Raw genomic sequence first — 23465 nt, 5'->3', positions numbered from 1 at the left:
TCCTACTTCCGACTTCCTACTGCCTACTTGTTTAGTTAGCAAACAATCAACTAAAAAAAGGATTTAATCAAATGAACGAAGTAGCAAATGTCGCAACCGTCAGTGACGCAATCTTTATGACGGAAAACATCTGGATCATGATTAGCGCTATGTTGGTGTTCATCATGGGTCTCGGTTTCGCATGCGTTGAAGCAGGCCTTGTACGCGCTAAGTGCTCTGCTAACGTGGCTTTCAAGAACATCGCTGTGCCGGCCATCGGTATTACGATGTACGCTGCATTAGGTTTCGGCCTGATGTACCCGGGCACCTTCAACGGAATTCTCGGTTTCGCAGGCTTCGGCATTGGCGACTGGGCAAATCCGGCAAACTTCACCGCCGCCTACAACGGACACTTCACGCTGTTCACAGACTGGCTGTTCCAGGCAATGTTCGCCGCCACCGCAGCAACGATTGTCTCTGGTGCCGTTGCTGAACGTGTCAAGCTCAACTCCTTCCTGATTTTCACCATTGTCTATGTGGCTCTCGTTTACCCGATTGTCGGTTCTTGGACATGGGGCGGCGGCTGGCTCTCCACCTTCGGTGCTCACGGATTCCACGACCTCGCCGGTTCTACCCTCGTTCACTCTGTGGGTGGTTGGGCTGCTCTCGCTGGCGTGATGATTCTTGGACCGCGTATCGGTAAGTATGTCGGTGGCAAGGTTCACGCTATTCCGGCTCACAACATTCCGCTCGCAACTGTCGGCGTGTTCATGCTCTGGTTCGGTTGGTGGGGATTCAACGCCGGTTCTGCTCTTAACGGCGACCCGAAGGCCACTAGCTGGATTCTCGTGACCACAAACCTCGCTGCCGTTGCAGGCATCATTACCGCAACGCTTACCAGCTGGATTGTCTCCAAGAAGCCGGACGCCACCATGGCCCTCAACGGATGCCTTGCTGGTCTCGTCGCAATCACCGCTGGTGCTGACGTGGTAACCCCGCTTTCGTCCTGGATTATCGGTGCTATCGCTGGTGTGCTCGTCGTCGGTGCAGTCTTCCTCTTCGACCGCCTCCACTTGGACGACCCGGTCGGCGCTCTCTCGGTTCACCTCGTTAACGGTGTCTGGGGCACGCTCGCTGTCGGTATCTTCGATATCACTGGCGACTACACTCTCGGTACTCAAGCCGTTGGCGTTCTCGCTTACGCCATCCCCTGCTTCGCAGCCGCAAGCCTGATTTTCTTCGCCATCAAGAAGACGATTGGCCTCCGCGTGACTGAAAAGCAAGAAATGCGCGGCCTCGACCAAGCTGAACACGGTCAAGAAGCTTACAGCGGCTTCCAAATCTTCAGCAATATGTAGCTCTAGGTATCAGGCGATAGGTTTTAGGAGTTAGGTTTTAATAATCGCGGCAAAGCCGCCCAACTAACCCTATAGCCTACTAGCCTAAAACCTACAACCTAAAAAGTATCTCTGTTGACTACTTAACCCCGGAACGACTGTTCCGGGGTTTTACGTTTTTCATTCCACACCGGCTCTACTTCGTTTATAAGAATAGCTTTACATTTTCTGTAAAACAATAATTGTAATAATAACCCAAATAACTTTTCCAGGCTGCAAAATCGGTCTTTTTACGCAAAAAACGGCGTTTTTCAAATTTTGGCACACTTTTTGCATTTATTGGGCAAAATTTTACGCCTCTGCGCCCGCAAAGCGCAGAAAAAGGAACTGATCAGAAAGAGGCATTATGCTCGACGAATTGCACGAGGAATGTGGCGTTATCGGCATCTACAATGGCGATAGCGTTGTACGCAATGTAGCCATGGGACTTTACGCTTTGCAACACCGCGGTCAAGAAAGCGCAGGTTTTGCAATAACAGACGGCGATAAAATCCGCGTCCGCAAATCCATGGGACTTGTTTCGACTCTCCTCCGCGAACACAATATTGACGAACTACAAGGTTTTGCAGGCATTGGCCACGTGCGCTACAGCACCACTGGAGCCTCCACCCTCGCAAACGCACAACCGATTCTCGTGAGCTGCAAATGGGGGCAAATCGCAGTCGCCCACAACGGCAACATCACCAACGCCAACGAGCTCCGCGCCGAAATGGAAGCCGACGGTCACATTTTCCAGACAACTTCCGACTCTGAAATTCTCCTCCACGAAATTGCACGAACAAACGCCGACACTTTAGGCGAAGCCATCAAAAAAGCCATTACAAAATTTACCGGTAGTTTCTGCCTCGTATTCATTAGCAAGGACTCCATGTTTGTCGCACGAGACGGCTACGGATTCCGCCCGCTTTCAATCGCCCGCATGGGAAAAGCCTGGTGCGTTGCCAGCGAAACATGCGCATTCGACCTTCTCGGCGCAAACTACGTTCGCGACATCCAGCCAGGTGAATTTTTGACCATCACGCAGAACGGTCTCCATTCCGAACGCTTTACGCACAAAGACAGACTCGCCCACTGCATTTTCGAATACATCTACTTCAGCCGTCCTGATTCAAAGATATTCGAACAAAGTTGCGACAAGATTCGCCGCAAAATGGGCAAGCAGCTCGCCAAGGAATGTCCCGTCGATGCAGACATTGTGATTTCCGTGCCCGACAGCGCTACAACCGCAGCTCTCGGCTACGCGCAGGCAAGCGGCATCCGTTTTGAAATCGGACTTTTGCGCAACCACTATGTAGGCCGCACATTTATCGACCCCACGCAAAACGTTCGCGAACAAAAAGTCAAACTCAAATTCAACCCGATCGTGGGCGTGCTCAAGAACAAGCGCGTATGCGTTGTAGAAGACTCAATCGTTCGCGGCACCACTCTTAAGATTTTGTCCAAAATGCTCCGCGACGCAGGCGCTCTCGAAGTCCACATCCGCATCGCATCACCTCCGGTTGCACACCCGTGCTTCTTCGGCATGGATTTCCCGAGCCAAGGTGAACTTGCCGCAAGCTCCATGACTCCCGAAGAAATCGCAAAAATGCTCGGTGTAGAAAGTCTCGGTTACTTAAGCGTCGAAGGCATGAAGGAATGTACAGGCGAAGGCGAAAATTATTGCGCCGCTTGCTTCGACAACGATTATCCGGACTACATCGGAAACGATACGAACAAGACTCGTTGCGGTTAAGCCGAAGCACAAACGCCAAAAAATTCTCTGTTGACTAATTAACCCCGGAACGAAAGTTCCGGGGTTTCATGTTACGGCAAAAAAGATTTTAAGGAAAACGTTCGCGCCAGCCGCAGGTTAAATGAGAGCCTCTTTTTAAAGCCAATCTGCAAAAGACGCATCGCTTGGCATGCGCCAATCAGCACGGGGCGAAAGAGAAATCGTTCCGACCTTCGGGCCATCCGGGATGCAGCTTCGCTTGAACTGTTGCGTAAAGAATCGACGCACAAAAACAGTGAGCGCTTTTTCAATTTCTTCATCGCTAAATTTGCCCGCAAAAGCGTACTTCGCGAGGAACAAAAGTTTCTCGGGAGTCGCGCCGTACTTTGCAAAATGATAGAGGAAGAAATCATGGATTTCGTAAGCGCCCAAAATGCTTTCGGTCTTTTGCGCAATTTGGCCGTTATTATCAGCAGGCAAAAGCTCCGGCGACACAGGCGTATCGAGAATATCGCGAAGGACTTCAGCGAGAGACGCCATGTTCGAGGACTGCGCCGAAGCGATGGAATCGAGATGAGCGACATTTTCACCAGTTTCGAAAAGTGCCGTCTTTCTGCACGCTTCGAGATGCGCAGTATCTTCACGTGTTTCGAGATGCGCGACAGATTTATCTGCATACCAGCTCACGATATGGCGAACAAGCGTTTTGGGAATATCGCAATTCACCGCATACATCGACATGTGATCAGCATTGTACGTGCTCCAGCCGAGAGCAATTTCGGACAAGTCACCCGTACCAATTACAATTCCGCCAACGCTATTGGCAATATCCATAAGAATCTGCGTACGCTCGCGGGCCTGCACATTCTCGTAAGTCACATCGAGTTTTTGCGGGTCATGACCGATATCGTCAAAATGTTGCAGACAAGCTTTTTGAATATCGACAGTGCGGAGTTCAACGCCCAAAAGTTTTGCAAGTTCAACCGCATTATTTTTCGTGCGATTGGTCGTTCCAAAGCCAGGCATCGTGAGTGCCAAAATTTCTAACGCAGGGCGTTTTAACAGCTTGAATGTTTCAGCAACAACCAAAAGCGCAAGCGTCGAATCAAGACCGCCCGAAAGGCCAATCACGGCACGCTTGGATTGCGACGCTTCAAGACGCTTTGCAAGGCCCGCACACTGAATACTAAAAATTTCCGTGCACGATTGGTCTCGCGTTTCAGGCGACCCAGGAACAAACGGCATCGGAGAAACAAATCGATACTGGAGCGCATCGCAAGCTCGCAGACCATCGAAAGTTGCCGCCCGAGCATAGAAACTGCGACTGTCAAAATCATGGAACGAGCCTTCGCTCAGCCGCTGCATATTCAAGCGTTCCACGTCGATATCGGCATAGACGATTTCCGTTTCGCGAGAGAACGGCTTGCTTTCGGCAATCATGCTACCATTTTCAGCGACCATCAGATGACCGCTAAAGACCATGTCCGTCGTCGATTCATGCACACCCGCAGAAGCATAGACATATGCCGCCATGCAACGCGCGGACTGGTTCATCACCAAATTGCGGCGGTAATCGCATTTGCCCACAAGCGCATCACTTGCAGACAAGTTCACAATTACATTTGCACCGGCCAAAGCAAGTTCACCACTCGGAGGCGCCGGAGTCCACAAGTCTTCGCAAAGTTCAACGCCAATGCGAACTTCGGAGCCGTTGTCATTCACAACACACGTGTCATTATCGCTCGCGCAATTCGCAGTACTCGTGCAGCCATCAACCGCGCTAGAAGTTCCGCGACCCTTCACCGTGAAGAAATTTGTGATCGGAACCTCGCCCACGCCTTCTATCGTGCACGTCACGGCACCCGCAGCATTCCCTGCCGAAGCGCCACACGCCCCGCGCAGCAAGTCACGGCCACTCGAAAAATGGCGTTTCTCATAGAATTCACGCTGGTTCGGCAAATGGATTTTCGGCGTAATCGCCACTACCCGCCCGCGCTGCACAAAGGCCGCGCAATTATACAAGCGGCCGAACAAACGCAATGGCAAGCCCACCGCGATAACGGCATCAGAATCCTTAAAAGATTCCGCAATTTTCAACAATGCACGAGTGCTGTTCTGCAACAACAATTCCTGATGGAACAAATCGCTGCAAGTGTATCCAGTAATACAAAGTTCAGGAAAAACGACAAAAGCCGCCCCATTGGAGACGGCAGCTTTTGCGCTCTTGATGATTTCTTCGGTATTGAAGGCCGTATCCGCGACTTTTAAAATCGGAGATACAGCTGCAAAACGATAAAATCCAAACATGATTTCGCGAGCAGTATTCGAGATGAATGTTACTTGATTGTAGCCACTTTCGCTTTCGCATCGGCCATGGCGCGCACCACAAGGGATGCACCATTAGCGCAGTCACCCACCGCATAAATATGGCGAGAAGGATCCGGAATAATCGCTGTACGCGGCGTAAGCGTGAGGCCCAAATCGTTCACGATGCCTTCGGCCGGAACTCCGGTGAAGCCCATAGCGAGCACCACCAAATCCGTATCGATGACTTCGGTAGAATTCGGAACTTCGTTCGGCTTGAGCGGGCGGCCCTGCGGGGACATTTCCCATTCCACGCGAACCGCTTCCACTCCAGCAACACGGCCATCTTTTACGATAAACTGCTTGGAAGAAACATTCCAGCGACGTTCACCACCTTCATGTTGGGCATAGCTGGTGCGCAGCATGTACGGCCAATCGGGCCACGGCGTAGACGGAGAACGTTCCTCAGGCGGCTTCGGCATGAATTCCACCTGCAAAACGCTTTCGCAACCTTCGCGGATGGCTTTACCGACGCAGTCGTTACCCGTATCGCCACCGCCAATCACGAGCACCTTGCGGCCCTTGGCAGAGAACTTTTCAGGATTCGATTCGCCCGGTTTTTCGGCACCGTGCAAAAAGTCGAGAGCAAGGAAAATGCCTTCGGCATCGCGGCCTGGAATTTTCAAGTCACGAGCATTCGGCGTACCAATTGCAAGGAACACTTCGTCAAAATTCTTGTGAATGTATTCCGCAGCAATATCCTTCCCGATTTCAGTATTGTAGACAAACTTGATTCCAGCCGCTTCAAGCAAAGCCACACGGCGGTCAATCACGGACTTGTCGAGTTTCCAGTTTGGGATACCATAGCGCAAAAGTCCACCCGCCTTTTCACGTTTTTCGTAAACCGTCACGGCAAAGCCCTTACGGCGGAGCGCTTCGGCAGCAAACAACCCGGCAGGACCAGAGCCAATCACAGCGGCGCTCTTTCCGTTCGGTTCAGCAGCAGGGAGCTTTACCCAGCCTTCTTCAAAAGCCGTTTCGATGATGAACTTTTCAATCTGGCGCACCATCACCGGATCGTTATGAACATTCCCGGTACAAGCCGACTCACAAAGAGCCGGACAAACGCGACCCGTGAATTCCGGGAAGAACGCCGTCTTGCTAATGATATCATAAGCACGTTCCGCATTTCCGAGAGAAACCGCTGCGTTAAATTCGGGAATCAAGTTTCCGAGAGGGCAACCCGCACCATGGCAGAACGGAATTCCGCATGTGTGGCAACGACCGGCCTGACCAACAATTTCAACAGAAGTCAGTCTACGTTCAACTTCCTTATTGTCTTTCACACGCTCTTCGACAGGGCGGTAGACATCTTGTATGCGTTTAATCTGTTCCATAATAGGCTTCAACTTCTTTAGTGTTAAACTTTCAATGTTTAGTAGGAAGTTAGAAGTAGGAAGTAGGAAGTTTTTATAATCGCGGCATAGCCGCCTTACTTACACTGTCTACTGCCTACTGTCTACCGTCTACTTTCATTTTACCTTTCCCTGTAATGCGTTTCTATAATCCACCGGGAAAATCTTCACGAACTTCGGACGTTCGCTATTCCAATTTTCAAGAATGCGCTTGCCCTTTTCACTACCCGTCGCCTGAACATGCTGGCCGATGATATCGAGAAGTTCACGCTCGCTATCGGTACCCGGGAGCACACTTTCAAGGTCCACAGAATCCACGTTGCAGCTCAAGTCAAAGTGACCCGTTTCGTCGTACACGTAAGCAAAGCCACCAGTCATACCTGCGGCGAAGTTCACGCCTACACGACCGAGCACAACCACGCGACCACCCGTCATGTATTCGCAACCATGGTCGCCAACACCTTCCGAGACGAGGAGCATACCCGAGTTACGGATACCAAAGCGTTCGCCAGCGAGACCGTTAATGAAGATCTTACCAGAAGTACCACCGTAACCGATAACGTTACCGGCAATGACGTTGTCTTCGGCCTTGAAGCTTGCATTGCTTGGCGGGCGCACGATGATCTTACCACCAGAAAGGCCCTTACCCATAAAGTCGTTGGCTTCGCCTTCGAGGTCAAGCGTAATACCCGGAGCAAGGAATGCGCCAAAGCTCTGGCCTGCGACACCCTGCAAATGAATCTTGATCGTATCTTCGGGGAGTCCCTTCACGCCAAAGTGTTCGTCCACTTCGCCAGAAAGTTCCGTACCCACCGTACGGTCGGTATTGTGAACAACAGTGCAGAGTTCTACATTGGCGCCGCTCTTGAGCGTATCCTGCACAAACGGCAAGAGTTCGCGACGGTCGAAGTTGACCAATTCTTCCTTCACATAGTTCTTGTCGAAAGACTTGATGCCACCTTCGACAGTCTGGAAAATCTTCGAGAAGTCGAGGTTGTGAGCCTTGTAGAATGCAATTGCCTGATCACGTTCGAGCAAGTCGCTACGGCCGCAGGCTTCATCGAGGCTCTTGAGACCAAGGCTTGCCAAGATTTCGCGAACTTCGTCTGCAATAAAGTAGAGGAAGTTTTCAACGTATTCCGGCTTACCGGCAAAGCGCTTGCGGAATTCAGGATCCTGAGTCGCAATACCCATCGGGCACTGGTTCGTATGGCACTTGCGGTCCATCACGCAGCCAAGGCTAACGAGCAAGTTTGTTGCAAATCCGAATTCTTCGGCACCGAGGAGGGCGGCCACCACAACATCACGGCCAGTCTTGAGCTGACCATCGACCTGGAGCTTGATGCGGCCGCGCAAATCGTTAAGAACAAGAGTCTGTTCCGCTTCAGCAATACCGAGTTCCCACGGAAGGCCGGCATGCTTAATAGAAGTCAGCGGAGAAGCACCCGTACCGCCATCATGACCAGAAATGAGCACCACGTCGGCATGAGCCTTAGCAACACCGGCGGCAATCGTACCCACACCCACTTCAGACACGAGCTTCACGGAAACACGAGCCTTCGGGTTCGAGTTGCGCAAGTCGTAAATGAGCTGGGCCAAGTCTTCGATCGAGTAAATATCATGATGCGGCGGCGGAGAAATCAAGGACACATTCGGAATCGAGTGACGGATGCGAGCCACAAATTCATTCACCTTGTGAGCCGGCAACTGGCCGCCTTCACCCGGCTTTGCACCCTGAGCCATCTTGATCTGCAAATCCTTAGCATGGCGCAAGTAGTCAATCGTCACACCAAAGCGGCCCGAAGCAATCTGACGAATAGCAGAGCTACGGATATCGCCGTTAGCAGCAGGCGTATCGCGATCCGGATCTTCACCACCTTCACCGCAGTTGCTCATGGCTCCGATACGGTTCATGGCGATAGCAATCGTTTCGTGGGCTTCCGGGCTCAAAGAACCAAGGCTCATTGCACCAGCCACAAAATGCTTGATAATCGATTCGCGGCTTTCGACTTCAGAAATATCAATCGGAGTCGTCTGTTTGAACTTGAAGAGTCCGCGCAAAGTTGCCTGACGTTCAGACTGGTCGTTAATCAGCTTGCTATAAGCCTTGAACTTTTCATAGTCACCGCCCTGCACAGCCTGACGGAATGTCGCAAGCGACTGCGGAGTCCACAAGTGCTTTTCACCTTCCTTGCGGAATGCGTACTGACCACCGGACTGAAGCACCTTGCTTGCATCAGCAAAGGCAATGTTCTGGCGATCGCCAACTTCATGGGCAATTTCTTCGAGACCAATACCTTCGATGCGGCTTGCCGTACCCGGCAAGAACTTTTCGACAAGTTCATGATTCAAGCCGACCGCTTCGAAAATCTGAGCGCTGCGATAGCTACGGAGGGTAGAAATACCCATCTTCGACATGATCTTCAAAAGACCCTTGTCCACAGCCTTTACATAATTTGCAGCAGCCGTCACCGGATCAACATCCAAGTCTCCGCAATGGCACATGTGGGTAAGGCTTTCAAAAGCAAGGTACGGGTTAATCACCGTTGCACCGTAACCGAGCAACAAGGCAAAGTGCATCACTTCGCGAACTTCACCGGACTGCACAATCAAACCGATTTCCGGACGGACTCCCGCTTCGACCAAGGCGCGGTTCACGCAAGCTGTGGCAAGCAAGCTCGGTATAGGCACATAGCCCCAATCGATATTCTTATCCGAAAGCACGATGATATCGAAATCGTCGTTCACCGCACGCACGGCATCGCCAGCAAGGTTCTGCAAAGCAGCTTCCAAGACTTCGCCATTACCACCGAGCGGGAACTGCATCTTGAGCACCTTAGCCTTAAAGCTCTTGTCACCGATATTTTCAAAGCGACGGATTTCGTCTTCGGTCACAATCGGGCGCGGGATCTTGATAAGGTGAGCCTGTTCCGGAGTTTCTTCGAGAATGTTACCATGATTACCGATGTAAGTCGTAAGGCTCATCACGAGCTCTTCACGGATCGGGTCAATCGGCGGGTTCGTCACCTGGGCGAACAACTGCTTAAAGTAGTTGAACAGCGGCTGCGGCTTATCCGAAAGAACGGCCAAAGCAGCATCGTTACCCATAGAACCGATCGGTTCTGCACCGGTCTTTGCCATCGGCTTCAAAATAATAGACAAGTCTTCGGCAGAATAACCAAAACGCTTTTGCTGCACCAGAATATCATCAGGAACATCAGACGGATTGATTTCGCTAAAGAGACCGCGAACGCTCATCTTATTTTCGGCAACCCAGCGGCGGTAAGGCTTGCTACGAGCCACCTGAGCCTTCATTTCGGCGTTCTTCAAAATTCTGTGGTTTTCCAAATCCAAGTAAATAATTTCACCCGGTTTGAGGCGACCCTTTTCTTCGACTTCGTCATCGCGCAAATCGAGCACGCCCGTTTCAGAAGCCATCACGAAGAGACCGTCTTTACATAAAGTGTAACGTGCCGGACGAAGACCGTTACGGTCGAGAATTGCACCAGCGTTGACACCGTCAGAGAAAGCAACTGCAGCAGGGCCATCCCACGGTTCCATCAACATGGATTCGTATTCAAAGAAGCCACGCACATCGCGGCCAAGGTAATGCTTTTGGCCCCAAGCCTGCGGCATGAGCATCATCATCGCATGCGGAAGGCTACGGCCCGCAGCGACGAGAAGCTCAAACATGTTGTCAAGGCTAGCCGAGTCGCTCTGGCCTGCCGGAACGAGCGGCAAAAGCTTCTTGATATCGTCGCCGATAATTTCGCTCTTCAAGTGCGGTTCACGAGCGCGCAAGCTGTTGAGGTTACCGCGAAGCGTATTGATTTCGCCGTTGTGAGCCAAATAGCGGAACGGGTGTGCCAGCGGCCAAGTCGGGAACGTGTTGGTCGAATAGCGCTGGTGGACAAGGGCAATCGGGGATTCAAAATCGAGATCGTTCAAGTCCTTGTAGAAGCCTTCGATCTGGCTTGCAAGCAAAAGGCCCTTGTAAACGATGCTACGGCGGCTGCAGCTGCAAACATACAATCCACTGCAAGCCTTTTCAATCAGGCGGCGAACCACATAAAGCTTAATATCAAAAGCCTGGTCCGTCTCAAAAGCAGAACCGTCAAAGAACACCTGGCGGATATGCGGCAAAGTTTCGCGAGCCGTGCGACCGATCTTGGCCGAGTTCACCGGCACTTCGCGGAACTGGAGCACCTTCACGCCTTCAGCTTCGGCAACTTCACGAATCTTAGCGTCAAAGGATTCCGCTTCAAACGTGTTCTCGACAAAGAACATTGCCACACCGTAACGCGCCGGAAGTTCCGGGTACAACTTACGGAAGAACTTGTGCGGCATAGAAAGCAAAAGACCCGCACCATCACCAGTTTCCGGGTCTCCACCTGCTGCACCGCGGTGCATGAGTCTCTTCAATACAGTAATACCCTGCAACACAATCTGGTGCGAGGCAACATTATTTATATTAGCGACCAAGCCGACACCGCAGGCGTCGTGTTCGTTAATCGGGTCGTAAAGTGCTTGAGCTTTCATAAAATTCCTTTTCTAATTTTTTGCGACCATATTATGCAAAAACTGTGCCAAAAAGGAACTCTGCACAATCATAGCCCGTAAAGTGCGTATCAATTAGTGAAAAAGCGGTCAAAAATGTAAAACTCGAAGTTTTATCGCCAAGTCTGCGTAAATTACTATTACAATTTTTGAAAATAAATATTCAAGTTTTACATTTAGTGTAATCGAAAGACAAATTTCAGACTCCAAATAGACTCACCGAAGACCTACACGACGAAGGTCTCTGCACAAAGCTCTACATTGGCATTATTTTTGCAAAACATTTTTCCATATGAAAAATGCAAAAACAAATGCTTTGCCGCGGCTCTCACCTTTAATTAAATTGGCATCCTTGCGGATGCATTTAGTTCGGCTCGGCCATGTCAAAGCATAAATGCTTTGCCGCGGCTCTCACCTTTTACTAAATTTGGCCCCATGATTAATTTTATCAAATCCGTCTACTCGGGCTTATGCATCGGACTCGGCGGCACAGCATTTCTCTCTTGCGACAATAAAATTTTGGGATCGTTCCTTTTCGGTCTTGGCCTTTTCACTATTTTGAATTTCGGATTCAATCTTTTTACGGGCAAAGTCGGTTACTTTGTCAACAAGAGACCCAATTATTGGGGATTCCTCGCCATCGTCTGGCTCGGAAATTTCGTCGGAACATTCTTATTCGCTAAAATGATGGCCGCCACCCGCTACGGCGAAGCGCTCCAAGCCAAAGCAAACGCGCTTTGCATTATTAAAGATAGCGACAGTCCCTTGAGCCTCGTTGTACTCGGCATCTTTTGCGGCATGCTCATGTTCATCGCCGCGGACGGCTACAAGACCATCGAAAACCAGGTCGGAAAAGTTTTCACCGTGTTCCTCCCCGTCATGGTCTTTATCTTGAGCGGATTCGAGCACTGCATCGCCGACATGTTCTATTTTTCGCTCGCGAGCGATTTTTCTTTGACAATGTTAAAGGCGCTTTTAGCCATCACAATCGGCAACACGATTGGCGGCGGGCTCATTCCGCTCATGCAAAAGCTGAAAGACAAAGCACCTAATATATAATTACAGTTACCACAACTGAACACTGAGCGCAAGCGCGAATCGGTGAATTGCCCGTTCATGCTCTTTTTCTACAATCTTATACGTCAAATCGCGACCATAACGGAATTCGAGACCCATACCTAGACGTTTACCAACAATTCCCGCAACATACGCACCGGCGCCAATTTCATCGTAAAAGATAGGAGCAGAGGAACCATATGAAAACATATCGGATCCATCCCGCATATAAGATTCGCGACCATTTCGCGAGATATGTTGAGTAAGCCCTATGCGCAGTTTTCTGAAACAAAAAGGCAACTGTTCAATAATTGTAATACCACCACCCCATTGAACATAAGCATGTTCATATTTTCCAATTTGCCACAAACAAATATTACTCCACCCCATCACTCCAAAATAATCCGAAACATAGCCTAATTGCAAAAAAGGTGTGAGCCAATCTAATCCACCACCAATTTTAAAATTTTCGAACCGTTTTTGAATATCAAAACTCGCTTGAAAATTCCATTCCCAATCTTCGTAATAATAATCTTCATTTGGCAAAAGTGAACTTTTCATTTTATTGTATGGTTGAAACACGTTGTCTTTATACGGACCATTCCGCCACATATACGAGGCCGTCACATTTTTCTGTAAGTCCCCATCGCCCTTTTCCATAAATGCAGATGCTGAAGGCGGATGGATAATAGACAAACTACACCCAGACAAAACTCCAGACAAGAAAAGCACAATCGCTAAAAAAATTACATTCAACTTCATAGCCGATGACAATATAATTAGTTTGCAACACCCATTTCAAGCAAATTCTGACAAAACGCAAAAAAGCCGGGACAACCCGGCCATTTTAATATCTTGCGCAATTAATTCTCGCGTAATCGCAACGAGTGTGAAACGTTATCCAAGGCGCGCGTTCACGACATCCCAGTTTACAATGCTCCACAGAGATTTCAAATAATCCGGACGGCGGTTACGGTAATCTATATAGTAAGCGTGCTCCCACACGTCAAACGTTAAAAGCGGCGTAAGCCCCTTGGTAATCGGGTTCTGCGCATTGCATTCTTGCGTAATCACGAGCTTTCCCAAAATATCGATAGAAAGCCAAACCCAACCAGAACCGAAAAGCCCAGCGCCTTTCGTCTGGAATTCTTCCTGGAATTTTTCGAACGACCCAAAATCACGAGTAAGCAAATCATCAATTTTACCCGTCGGAACATTCCCGGTCTTGGGAGGCGCAAACTGCAAAAAGTACATGGCGTGGTTCAGCATCTGGCCAGCATTATTAAAAACGCCCCCATCAGCAGCCTTTACAATTTCTTCTAAAGACATGCCCTCGAACGCACTCCCCGGAAGCGCAGCATTCAAGTTGTTCACGTAAGTTTGCAAGTGCTTGCCGTAATGGACCAAAATTGTTTCTTGGCTAAGTACAGGAGCTAAATCCGCAGCACCATACGGAAGAGACGGCATATCAAATTTACCATTTACGGGTTGAATCATAGAAACCTCGCTTTTTTCGGGCCGACACCGGCGTAATCTTTTTGTAATATATAAAAAATATCAAAGATAAGAGTAAAATGTTCTTGAGGGCTATAAAATAAATCACTATATTCTCACGAGTAATAGAACTACAAAAAATGTAAAATATCAATTTTTGCAAACGCTCACTCATTCTTTGTCAGTTTTCTCCACACAAACAGCAATATTTGAGCAGAACCAAAGGTTTTAGATCCTAGCCCAGAGAACTTAACTCTACTAAAGCATTAAATTGCCAACTATCATATATAACTTCGCTCGGATTGACGACAGCGCAGCATTCGATTTACACATTTTGTAATTCCAACAGCATTTTTCCAAAATCTGTAATTTTCAAAACGCGAAATAAAAGCTCATCAAATTTTCATTTTTCGTTTTCGAGCGAAATTCGCGGTTTTACAGGCAAATTTCCGAATTGGCACACTTTTCGCTTATAAGGCTGCGAAAAAAAACTTAAGGAGATTGCCATGAGCAACGAATACAGATTAAAAGCTATCAAGGAAATCGCCAGCGAAAACGCCGGCGCAAACCTCCCCGCAGCACCCGCAAACATTGACTTCTACGGCGAAGACGTCTTCAACGCCGAGGCCATGCGCGCATATCTTCCCAAGGACATTTGCAAGAAGCTCTTCGCCACCATCGATGGCGGCGCACCGCTTGACCCGAGCATCGCTGGCGAAGTTGCCCACGCCATGAAAAAGTGGGCCATCGATCGCGGCGCCACTCACTTTACTCACTGGTTCCAGCCTCTTACCGGTTCCACCGCCGAAAAGCATGACTCCTTCCTTGAACCCGAAGATGGCAAAGCCATCCTCGCATTCAGCGGCAAGAACTTGATCGTTGGTGAACCGGACGCCTCTTCCTTCCCGAGCGGCGGCCTTCGCTCTACGTTTGAAGCCCGCGGCTACACCGCCTGGGACCCGACCTCTCCGGCATTCATCAAGCGTCACGGCAACGGTGCAACCCTCTGCATCCCGACTGCATTCTGTAGCTACACTGGCGAAGCACTTGACAAGAAGACTCCGCTTCTCCGCTCCATTCAGGCTTTGCAGAAATCTGCCGACCGCCTCATGGGCCTCTTCGGTGTCGCACAGCAGAAGGTCACCGTCACACTCGGTGCCGAACAGGAATACTTCCTCGTCGACAAGCGTTTCTACCTCCAGCGTCCGGACCTTTATCAGGCTGGCCGCACCTTGTTCGGTGCCGCTCCGGCAAAGCACCAGCAGATGGAAGACCACTACTTCGGTAGCATTCCGTCCCGCATTTTGAACTTCATGAACGATGTGGAAAAGGAACTCTGGAAGCTCGGCATTCCGGCTAAGACCCGCCACAACGAAGTCGCTCCGGCTCAGTTCGAACTCGCTCCGATGTTTGAAGAAGTGAACCTCGCTTGCGACCACAACATGCAGATTATGGAAGTTCTCCGCCAGGTTGCTGACCGCCACGGACTCGTTTGCCTCCTCCACGAAAAGCCGTTCGCAGGCATCAACGGTTCCGGTAAACACAACAACTGGTCCGTGAACTACGGCAAGACCAACCTTTTAAACCCGGGCAAGGACCCGCACCAGAACGCCATATTCCTCACCACGCTCTGCGCTGTGATTTACGCAGTCGATACTCACGCTGACTTGCTCCGTATGGCTGTTGCAAGTGCCGGTAACGACCACCGCCTTGGCGCCAACGAAGCTCCTCCGGCAATCATCTCCATGTACCTCGGCGACCAGCTTGCTGACGTCGTCGACCAGCTCGAAAAGGGCGATCCGAAATCCAGCAAGCAGGCAGGCGCACTCAAACTCGGTTCCGACACACTCCCGCCGCTCCCGCGTGACGCTACGGACCGCAACAGAACTTCTCCGTTCGCCTTCACCGGCAACAAGTTCGAATTCCGCGCACCGGGCTCCAGCCAGAGCTGCTCTGAACCGAACGTCATCCTCAACACAATCGTTGCCGAAGCCTTCGACATCATCGCAGACAAGCTCTCAAACGTTCCTGCAGAAAAGTTCCACGAAGAACTCCAGAACCTCTTGCAGAAGATTGTCAAGGAACACAAGCGCGTTATCTTCAACGGCAATGGTTACACGGACGAATGGGTCGAAGAAGCTGCAAAGCGCGGTCTCCCGAACACCCGCACCACGATGGAAGCCCTCCAGGCACTCACCAAGAAAGAAAACGTCGCCCTCTTCGAAAAGTACGGCGTGTTCAACAAGCGCGAACTCGATTCCCGCTACGAAGTCAACATGGAAGACTACCACAAGAAGATTCACATCGAAGGTGAAATCGCACGCGACATGGCCAAGGACATCATTCTCCCGCAGGCCATCGAAGCTTACTCCGCAGCCCTCAAGGCAAACGAAATGGCTCTGAACCAGGGCTTCCCGGCTCTCGATTCTTACGCCAAGCCGCTTGGTGAAGGTATCAAGAAGCTTCTTGCCGCTATCGAAGTCATGGAAAAGGCTCTCGCCTCTAAACACGAAGACATCTTGAACGGCATGCTCGATCTCCGCTTGATCGTGGACTCGCTCGAAAAGATCGTCCCGGACGAAAAGTGGCCGCTTCCGAAATATCGTGAAATGCTTTTCATCTATTAGTAGACAGTAGGATGTTAGAAGTAGGAAGAAATTGTCTCGCGACATTTTCTAATACGATTTAAGCACATCAAAAACCGAAGCAAAATCACTCGTCAAAAGACGGGTGATTTTTTTTTGCATTCCCTAATCCCGTTTCCTGAGCACACAAAAAAAAGGCTGCACGCCATAAAACGTACAACCATTCATTTATAAAATAATTAGCGCTATCGCCCAGACTTAATCCCGAGCTTATTCATGCGGTAATTCATCATACGCGGAGAAACGCCCAAGTCGCGCCCCGCTGCCGAGATATTACCATCATTGCGCTTGATGGCTTCGGTAATGATTTCACGTTCGTAATTTTCCATCATCACTTCAAGCGGTGCAATCTTTTCGTTCGGAGCTCCAATGGAGCCTACGCTCAAACTTGTCTGCAACGAAGGCGGCAAGTTGTAGCTATGGACGCAATCATCGGTAGCCGTAAGCACCGCACGTTCAATGCAGTTTTCAAGCTCACGCACGTTGCCCGGCCAATGATAACTCATAAGCAAATTGATTGCCGTTGTCGAAAGGCGCTGCACTTTCTTGCCATAACGCAGATTCATCTTTTCGATAAAGTGTTCTGCAAGCAAAATAATATCGGATTTGCGCTTCGCCAAATCAGGCATCGTGATCGGGAAAATGTTCAAGCGGTAGAAAAGGTCTTCGCGGAACTTACCCTGAGCAATAAGGTCTTCGAGATTACGGCTCGTCGCCGCCAAAAAACGCACATCAGAATGCAATTCTTCGTTGCTACCGACGCGGCTAAAAGTACGCTCCTGCAAAAAGCGCAACAACTTGACCTGGGTCTGCATGGTCAAATCGCCAACTTCATCAAGGAACAGCGTACCCCCATCAGCCGCTTCTGCACGGCCAATACGGCGGTTCAAGGCGCCCGTAAACGCCCCCTTTTCATGTCCGAAAAGTTCACTTTCAACAAGGTTTTCCGGGAGTGCAGCGCAGTTGAGCGTAATGAACGGCTTATCCTTTCGACCCGACAAGTTCACAATAGCGCGGGCAATCATTTCCTTACCCGTACCGCTACCGCCACGAATCAACACCGTTGCATCACTCGGCGCCACCTGACGCACTTGTTCGTAAACCAAGCGCATTTCGCGGCAATTACCCACGAGCTCGCCCGGATTGTTCGAAAGCATATCGCGTAACTTGCGGTTTTCTTCGAGCATTGCCTCGCGTTCGCCGTGAAGTTCAATGCATTCATTCGCCGCATCGCCCGTAATATTTGCAATAATTTCGAGCAACGCTACATCGCGATCCAAGTCGGTCGAACCGTCAACCGGGCGGTCAATCGAAAGCGTTCCAATCACTTGTCCGTCATGAATCAGCGGCACACAAATAAACGCCACTTGAGATTCGTAATGGCGGCTACCCGTACGGTTCAAGAATCTGGAATCCTTGCGCAAGTCCGGAATCACATGACTCAAGCCACGTTCGGCTACATGCCCCGTAATACCTTCGCCCATTCGATAAGAGCCACGCTGTTTTTCTGATTCGTCAAGCCCGCGCGAAGCTTCGATTTTCAGTGTATCGCCAAAAAGCAGCGCAAACGTACCGCGCAGCATTCCAAGTTCAGATTCCAAAATGCCAAGCACATTCTCGAGCAACTTTTCAACATCGCGCTCGTGAATAATCGCAACGCTAATCTTTTGGATTACCGAAATTTCTGGACCTATAGAAGTGGGCATGGTCATAAGATAGTAATTAGAATAATTATGATTGAGGAATTCGGAGTTTGGAATTAAAGTTTCTCTCTAATTCTTCTCAGAGCTTCGCAGGTGCGTTCGTAATCGCCAAAAGCCGTCAAGCGGAAGTAACCTTCGCCACACGGGCCAAAGCCACTTCCCGGCGTACCCACGACTTCGCAAGTTGCAAGCAGGCGGTCAAAGAAATCGAACGACTTTTCGCCATCCGGAATCTTCCACCAAATGTACGGAGCATGTTCACCGCCGAACACCGTGTAGCCGGCCGCAGTCAATTCCTCACGAATCACGCCAGCCGTGCGCATGTAACCTGCAATCACTTCCTTCGTCTGTTGCCAACCCACCGGAGAATAAATCGCTTCGGCAGCACGCTGCGTCACATAGCTCACACCGTTAAACTTCGTGCACTGGCGACGATTCCACATCGCATGGAGTTTCGAAAGTTCGTGCGGAATCACCGTATAAGCGCAACGCACGCCCGTAAAGCCAGCCGTCTTGCTAAAACTGCGGAACTCAATCGCGCAAGTACGGGCACCCGGAATTTCAAAAATGGAGTGCGGCAAAGATTCATCCTGAATGTAGCAGTTGTAGGCGCCATCAAACAAAATCAGTGCCCCATTTTCGTTGGCGTAGTTGACAAACTTCTGAAGCGTTTCACGGCTAAGCACCGTACCCGTCGGGTTGTTCGGGCTGCAAAGGTAAATCAACTGCACCGGATTTTTCGGCAATTCCGGCTGGAAATTGTTTTCGGCTGTCGAAGCAAGGTAAGTCACTTCCGAGAAATGACCATCCGCCTGAAGAACACCCGTACGCCCCGCCATCACATTCGAATCAAGATACACCGGATAAACAGGGTCAGGAATTGCAATCTTTACATTTTCTGAAAAAAGTTCCTGAATATTCGCCACATCGCACTTGGAACCATCGCTCACAAAAATATCGTTCGGATCCATCTCGATGCCACGTGCCGTATATTCGCCACGAACAATCGCCTCGCGCACAAAATCATAGCCCTGTTCCGGACCATAACCGCGGAAAGTTCCCTTCACCGCCATTTCGTCAACAGCCGCATGCATGGCCTTGATGACCTCGGGAATGAGCGGCGTCGTCACATCGCCAATTCCAAGACGGATGATATCCGCATTCGCATGCGAGCCCTGATATTCCTTGATTTTCTGGGCAATGGTCGAGAAGAGGTAGCTGCCAGGAAGGCGATCGTAGTAGGAGTTGATGTAAGATTCGTTCATATTTTTAGTGGTTAGTAAACAGTGATTAGTGGTTAGTGGTGAGGGTGAAAGGGGCAGGTCTTCCCCTCGCTTCCATCAGCATTCTCAGTGACCAGGTCCCTGAGCCTGCCGAAGGGCGCTACCCTTTCTAGCGGGCTTCAAACGCCAGCCCGCAACGCCTGGCTCAGTGCTAAATGCTGATTTCTCCTTTAAAAACTTCTTCCGCAGGGCCAGTCATCAAAACAGGGCCATCTTCTTCGTGCTTGATGTGCAAAACGCCACCGTCAAGAACAACATCTGCCTCGACGCCCACGCGGCCCGTGCGCTGGGCCGCAACGAGGGTGGCGCAGCTGCCAGTACCACAAGCCATCGTGACTCCACACCCTCGTTCCCAAACCCGCATGCGGATTTGCGTGGGCGAAATCACCTGAGCAAATTCAATATTGCAACGGTCAGGGAACTGCTTATCGACTTCGAGAATACTTCCCCATTTTTCAAGTTGAATCTTTTCGATATCATCAACAAAAATGACCGCGTGCGGATTTCCCATCGAAACCGTCTCCGCGGTAAAATCATAGCAGTCAGCCGTAAGCTTAATCGAGCCAAGGAACGTCCTCGGATGTCCCATGTCAACGCACACGCGACCATCGTCCAAAAGCGTTGGGCGAACAAGACCGCTCTTCGTGTGCAAATTGAAAACCTTCGTGTCTTCGGACTTTGCAAGACCGCGACTACGGATAAACTTCGCCACACAACGCGTAGCGTTCCCGCACATCGCCGCTTCCGAGCCATCCGCATTGAAAATGCGCATTTCAAAATCGACACCGTTTGCAACAGCCTTTGACGCAGGGCCCGCACCACCGACACCATTAAGCACGAGGCAACCCTCGGCATCCATGGGAGTCACAAGGACCACACCATCGGCACCAATGCCAAAACGGCGGTCGCAAAGTTTAATGATACGCTGTTCAAGTCCGCTGCCAAAATCCAGCGACTCACCCGGTTCCAGGAGAACAAAATCGTTACCTAACCCGGTCCATTTTGAAAAATTCATAAGCACAATCCATTGAAGGCGGTTAATTTACCGCCCCCAATATGCAAAGACCGTGCCAATTTTACAGAAATTGTTAAAATTGTCGAATTTACGCTAAAAACGGCAATTTTTCAGAATTTTAAAGATTTTAGAGAATTTTGAATTTTACAAAATATGTAAAACAAGCAATTTACTTTTACAGAATATGTAAAAGTAAAGAAGATAAATCAGAGAAACTTTTACAGTTTTCTCAAATATTGAAAAACAAAAAGAGGCGCCGAGTTTCGTGGAGCAGGAAAAAATTTTTAGGGATCGAAAATCAGCATTCTCGGGAACGACACCGTAAATATGGCGTTCACAAAAATATTTTCTTTTTTAGCAAAATAACCAACTTCAACATTCAGTATAGACAACACGTCAAAGCGGACGGAAGCGCCATAGTCTAAACCCGTCGAAGAAAACCAACCCACCTGAGGGCCGACTGCAACACCTGTAAAAATGGCATACAACCCCTGAATGTTCGGATAAAACAAAATACCATGTTCATGGTCTATGTAATCATAGACATATCTGGTACGAATGGACCATACAAAGGCATAACGCGGAGCCCATAGACCTTGTATACTCTTTGGACGTTCTTGCGCATAGATTAAAAAAGAAGGCAGGGACCACCACTCCAATCCAGCCACAAACATATTTCCGCCACCCACCTCTATCCCATTAGGCCGTGGTATATAATCCGAGGCTTTTTTCTTAGGTGTGTAAGTTGAATCACCTTCTGCCATTGAAATACTAGGCAAGAACAAAGCTAAAGCAAGAATCAAGTTCCTAATAAATTTCATGATTGTGAATATAAAAAAGGATGCTCCGTGTTTTGGCTTCCTGTGTAGAAATCACGCCCCGCTTAACAACATCAAGAGAGAAAACATATCAAATACTACCGTAAAGTAAAACCTTTGGGAATTAATCAAATAGCCAACTTCATAATTTGTCAAAAATAATCCTGGAATTCCTCCAACACGAGCTGACATTCCGTATTCAAATCCTGTTTCTGTTTCCCATCCTACTTCTGGGCCCACTACAGCAGTGAATGCAATCAATTTGAACATATACCGTATGCTTGGTTGAAAAAGAAATCCATATTGATGATTGTCGTAATCATAAATCATCCGAATACGATTAGTCCATGTTAGTGCATGTCTTGGCTCAAAAAAGTTTTGTAAAGAATCAGATTTGGGCGTTTCATAGAGTGAAGCACAAGAACCTAAAACAAATTCCAATGAAGTTGAGAATAATCCCGGTCCTCCTCCAATCGAAAAATCTATTGGATATGGATAAAGACTAAACCCTTCCTCAGCCATCGAAATACCCGGCAAGAGCAAAGCTAAAGCAAGAATCAGGTTTCTAACAAACTTCATGATACATATATGAATATATATAAAATATCCCCGGAATTTTAGATTCCGGGGATAAATGTTTTGAGATTGCCGCGGCTCCTTACGGAGCCTCGCAATGACATGCTAGGTTACGCTTTTACAGTCGTAAATGCGAATGCCTCTCCGTCAGCATCGTTAGCTTCGAGGCCATCGGCTGCTGCAGCCCAGGCAATCTTAACAGCTTGGGTCTCGCCAGCAATGTAAGCCTCATTCTCAGCAACGGCCTGCTTGAAGACTTCGCTTGCAGAGAACAACGTCACTTCGATCTTATCGGTGATGGCGTAGTCCTGATCCTTACGGCGATTCTGGATGCGGTTCACGAGTTCGCGGGCCACGCAAGCGCGGCGGAGTTCGTCGGTAATCTTGAGGTCCAGAGCCACGGTGAAGTGCTGGTTGGCTTCCACGGCCATGCCATCGGCCACGATGCGGTTGAGCATCAAGCAGTCAGCACCAACTTCACCGAATTCGAACTTGATGGTTTCGCCAGCCTGGAGAGCCTTGATTTCATCAACCGTGAGGCTGTTGAGCTTAGCGGAAATCACCTTCATGTTCTTTGCATAATCCGGCCCCTTTGCCTTAATAGCGAGGAAGTTCGGCTTAGCAGAAAGCTGCACGAGTTTCGTCTCATCTTCGAGGAACTTCATTTCGCGAACGTTGAGTTCTTCGAGGATCAAGTCCTTCATGGTCTCGGCGACGTTCTTTTCTTCGGTGCCGTGAGCAACCACCGTCATACTGGCAATCGGCATACGGTTCTTTACGTTGTTCGTAGCACGAATCACGCGGCCCATTTCGACCATGCCACGCACCATGGCGATGCGTTCCACGAGCTTTTCGTCCATGAGGGACTTGTCGGCGCTCGGGAATTCGCAGAGGTGCACGCTCACCGGAGCGTTGGCATCGACTTCGCGAACGAGAATCTGGTAGATTTCTTCGGCGAGGAGCGGGAGGAACGGAGCGAGAATCTTGGAGAAGTCTACGAGCACCTTGTACATGGTTGCGTAGGCGGCGTTCTTGTCGCCATCGTTTTCGGACTTCCAGAAGCGGCGACGGCTGCGGCGCACGTACCAGTTCGTGAGGTCATCAACTGCAGCAATCACAGCAGGCACCACGTTGTACAAGCGGTAAGCCTTCATTTCCACTTCGACCTTGGCGGCGAGATCCTGCAATGTTGCAAGCATCCAGCGGTCAAGTTCGTTGTCGCTCTTCACTTCCTGACCCGGCTTCCAATTCAACTGGCCCTTGGCAGCATCGGCGTTATGGTTAGAAACAAAGAATGCAACAGCGTTCCAAAGCGGCAACATCACCTGTTTCACGATGCCCTTCACGCCTTCTTCGCTGAAGCGCAGGTCTTCGGCCTTCAAAGCGGCGGAGTTGATCATAAACAAGCGAATAGCGTCGGCACCCGTGCGTTCGATGAGGTCGTTCGGGTCCGGGTAGTTGCGCTTAGACTTACTCATCTTGGAGCCGTCTTCGGCCAAGATAATACCGTTC

15 protein-coding genes are annotated in these 23465 nt (G+C 49.7%); 4 read left to right on the top strand and 11 right to left on the bottom strand.

The genetic code is table 11. The annotated features are described in order from the left end of the window. The first annotated feature begins 71 nt into the window (after positions 1-71). Both HUF13_RS00995 and purF read left to right on the top strand, forming a co-directional pair. Entirely contained in the window at positions 72-1337 is a 1266-nt protein-coding gene (locus tag HUF13_RS00995) for an ammonium transporter (protein WP_173473401.1), read from the top strand. Between the two features lie 385 nt (positions 1338-1722). Then, positions 1723-3108 (top strand): amidophosphoribosyltransferase, encoded by a 1386-nt coding sequence (purF, locus tag HUF13_RS00990; protein WP_173473400.1) that lies wholly within the window; start codon positions 1723-1725, stop codon positions 3106-3108. Positions 3109-3243: 135 nt separating this feature from the next. Here purF and HUF13_RS00985 read toward each other — a convergent pair whose 3' ends face one another. The 3 genes from HUF13_RS00985 to gltB all read right to left on the bottom strand — a co-directional run bounded on the left by HUF13_RS00985 (position 3244) and on the right by gltB (position 11345). Then, complete coding sequence (locus HUF13_RS00985) at positions 3244-5394, bottom strand: NAD(+) synthase (protein ID WP_173473399.1); 2151 nt, start codon at positions 5392-5394, stop codon at positions 3244-3246. A gap of 29 nt (positions 5395-5423) precedes the next feature. Further along, a complete protein-coding gene (locus tag HUF13_RS00980) occupies positions 5424-6788 on the bottom strand; it encodes a glutamate synthase subunit beta (protein WP_173473398.1) in 1365 nt (454 codons plus the stop codon). Between the two features lie 135 nt (positions 6789-6923). Then, entirely contained in the window at positions 6924-11345 is a 4422-nt protein-coding gene (gene gltB, locus HUF13_RS00975; protein ID WP_173473397.1) for a glutamate synthase large subunit, read from the bottom strand. Between the two features lie 453 nt (positions 11346-11798). Here gltB and HUF13_RS00970 point away from each other — a divergent pair, with 453 nt between their 5' ends. Further along, positions 11799-12422: a formate/nitrite transporter family protein gene (locus tag HUF13_RS00970; protein ID WP_173473396.1), complete on the top strand. Its 624-nt coding sequence runs from the start codon at positions 11799-11801 to the stop codon at positions 12420-12422. 6 nt (positions 12423-12428) lie between these two features. Here HUF13_RS00970 and HUF13_RS00965 read toward each other — a convergent pair whose 3' ends face one another. Together HUF13_RS00965 and HUF13_RS00960 are read right to left on the bottom strand one after the other, a co-directional pair. Continuing rightward, entirely contained in the window at positions 12429-13181 is a 753-nt protein-coding gene (locus HUF13_RS00965) for a hypothetical protein (protein ID WP_173473395.1), read from the bottom strand. 135 nt (positions 13182-13316) lie between these two features. Further along, positions 13317-13916 (bottom strand): superoxide dismutase, encoded by a 600-nt coding sequence (locus tag HUF13_RS00960; RefSeq protein ID WP_173473394.1) that lies wholly within the window; start codon positions 13914-13916, stop codon positions 13317-13319. 503 nt (positions 13917-14419) lie between these two features. Between HUF13_RS00960 and HUF13_RS00955 the strand changes: the two genes are divergently transcribed. Then, on the top strand, positions 14420-16540 hold the full coding sequence (locus HUF13_RS00955; RefSeq protein WP_173473393.1) for a glutamine synthetase III: 2121 nt from the start codon (positions 14420-14422) through the stop codon (positions 16538-16540). Between the two features lie 203 nt (positions 16541-16743). Here HUF13_RS00955 and HUF13_RS00950 read toward each other — a convergent pair whose 3' ends face one another. The 6 genes from HUF13_RS00950 to HUF13_RS00925 all read right to left on the bottom strand — a co-directional run. Continuing rightward, positions 16744-18264 carry a sigma 54-interacting transcriptional regulator gene (locus HUF13_RS00950; protein ID WP_304038677.1) on the bottom strand — a complete coding sequence of 507 codons (1521 nt, stop codon included), beginning with the start codon at positions 18262-18264 and terminating at the stop codon, positions 16744-16746. A 53-nt stretch (positions 18265-18317) separates the two neighbouring features. Next, complete coding sequence (locus tag HUF13_RS00945; RefSeq protein ID WP_173473391.1) at positions 18318-19526, bottom strand: LL-diaminopimelate aminotransferase; 1209 nt, start codon at positions 19524-19526, stop codon at positions 18318-18320. Positions 19527-19695: 169 nt separating this feature from the next. After that, positions 19696-20559 carry a diaminopimelate epimerase gene (dapF, locus tag HUF13_RS00940; RefSeq protein ID WP_173473390.1) on the bottom strand — a complete coding sequence of 288 codons (864 nt, stop codon included), beginning with the start codon at positions 20557-20559 and terminating at the stop codon, positions 19696-19698. 284 nt (positions 20560-20843) lie between these two features. Beyond that, positions 20844-21362, bottom strand: a complete 519-nt coding sequence (locus HUF13_RS00935; protein ID WP_173473389.1) for a hypothetical protein — start codon at positions 21360-21362, stop codon at positions 20844-20846. 69 nt (positions 21363-21431) lie between these two features. Then, the gene (locus HUF13_RS00930; protein WP_173473388.1) at positions 21432-21956 is read right to left on the bottom strand and encodes a hypothetical protein; all 525 of its coding nucleotides are present in this window, start codon (positions 21954-21956) and stop codon (positions 21432-21434) included. A 107-nt stretch (positions 21957-22063) separates the two neighbouring features. Continuing rightward, on the bottom strand, positions 22064-23465 hold a 1402-nt coding region (locus HUF13_RS00925; RefSeq protein ID WP_173473387.1), incomplete at its 5' end, for a DUF5915 domain-containing protein.

This window comes from Fibrobacter succinogenes (assembly GCF_902779965.1).
Classification (GTDB): Bacteria; Fibrobacterota; Fibrobacteria; order Fibrobacterales; family Fibrobacteraceae; genus Fibrobacter; species Fibrobacter succinogenes_F.
Note: the sequence above shows the minus strand (reverse complement) of the source record. Positions and strands in the feature narration are given on the sequence as shown.

What these genes read in the sequence shown, in the direction of transcription:
- HUF13_RS00955 (WP_173473393.1), top strand. Translation starts at nt 14,420, where the DNA reads ATGAGCAACGAATACAGATTAAAAGCTATCAAGGAAATCGCCAGCGAA.
- HUF13_RS00930 (WP_173473388.1), bottom strand. Translation starts at nt 21,956, where the DNA reads ATGAAGTTTGTTAGAAACCTGATTCTTGCTTTAGCTTTGCTCTTGCCG.
- HUF13_RS00970 (WP_173473396.1), top strand. Translation starts at nt 11,799, where the DNA reads ATGATTAATTTTATCAAATCCGTCTACTCGGGCTTATGCATCGGACTC.
- HUF13_RS00980 (WP_173473398.1), bottom strand. Translation starts at nt 6,788, where the DNA reads ATGGAACAGATTAAACGCATACAAGATGTCTACCGCCCTGTCGAAGAG.
- dapF (WP_173473390.1), bottom strand. Translation starts at nt 20,559, where the DNA reads ATGAATTTTTCAAAATGGACCGGGTTAGGTAACGATTTTGTTCTCCTG.
- HUF13_RS00985 (WP_173473399.1), bottom strand. Translation starts at nt 5,394, where the DNA reads ATGTTTGGATTTTATCGTTTTGCAGCTGTATCTCCGATTTTAAAAGTC.
- HUF13_RS00995 (WP_173473401.1), top strand. Translation starts at nt 72, where the DNA reads ATGAACGAAGTAGCAAATGTCGCAACCGTCAGTGACGCAATCTTTATG.
- purF (WP_173473400.1), top strand. Translation starts at nt 1,723, where the DNA reads ATGCTCGACGAATTGCACGAGGAATGTGGCGTTATCGGCATCTACAAT.
- HUF13_RS00945 (WP_173473391.1), bottom strand. Translation starts at nt 19,526, where the DNA reads ATGAACGAATCTTACATCAACTCCTACTACGATCGCCTTCCTGGCAGC.
- HUF13_RS00965 (WP_173473395.1), bottom strand. Translation starts at nt 13,181, where the DNA reads ATGAAGTTGAATGTAATTTTTTTAGCGATTGTGCTTTTCTTGTCTGGA.
- HUF13_RS00960 (WP_173473394.1), bottom strand. Translation starts at nt 13,916, where the DNA reads ATGATTCAACCCGTAAATGGTAAATTTGATATGCCGTCTCTTCCGTAT.
- gltB (WP_173473397.1), bottom strand. Translation starts at nt 11,345, where the DNA reads ATGAAAGCTCAAGCACTTTACGACCCGATTAACGAACACGACGCCTGC.
- HUF13_RS00950 (WP_304038677.1), bottom strand. Translation starts at nt 18,264, where the DNA reads ATGCCCACTTCTATAGGTCCAGAAATTTCGGTAATCCAAAAGATTAGC.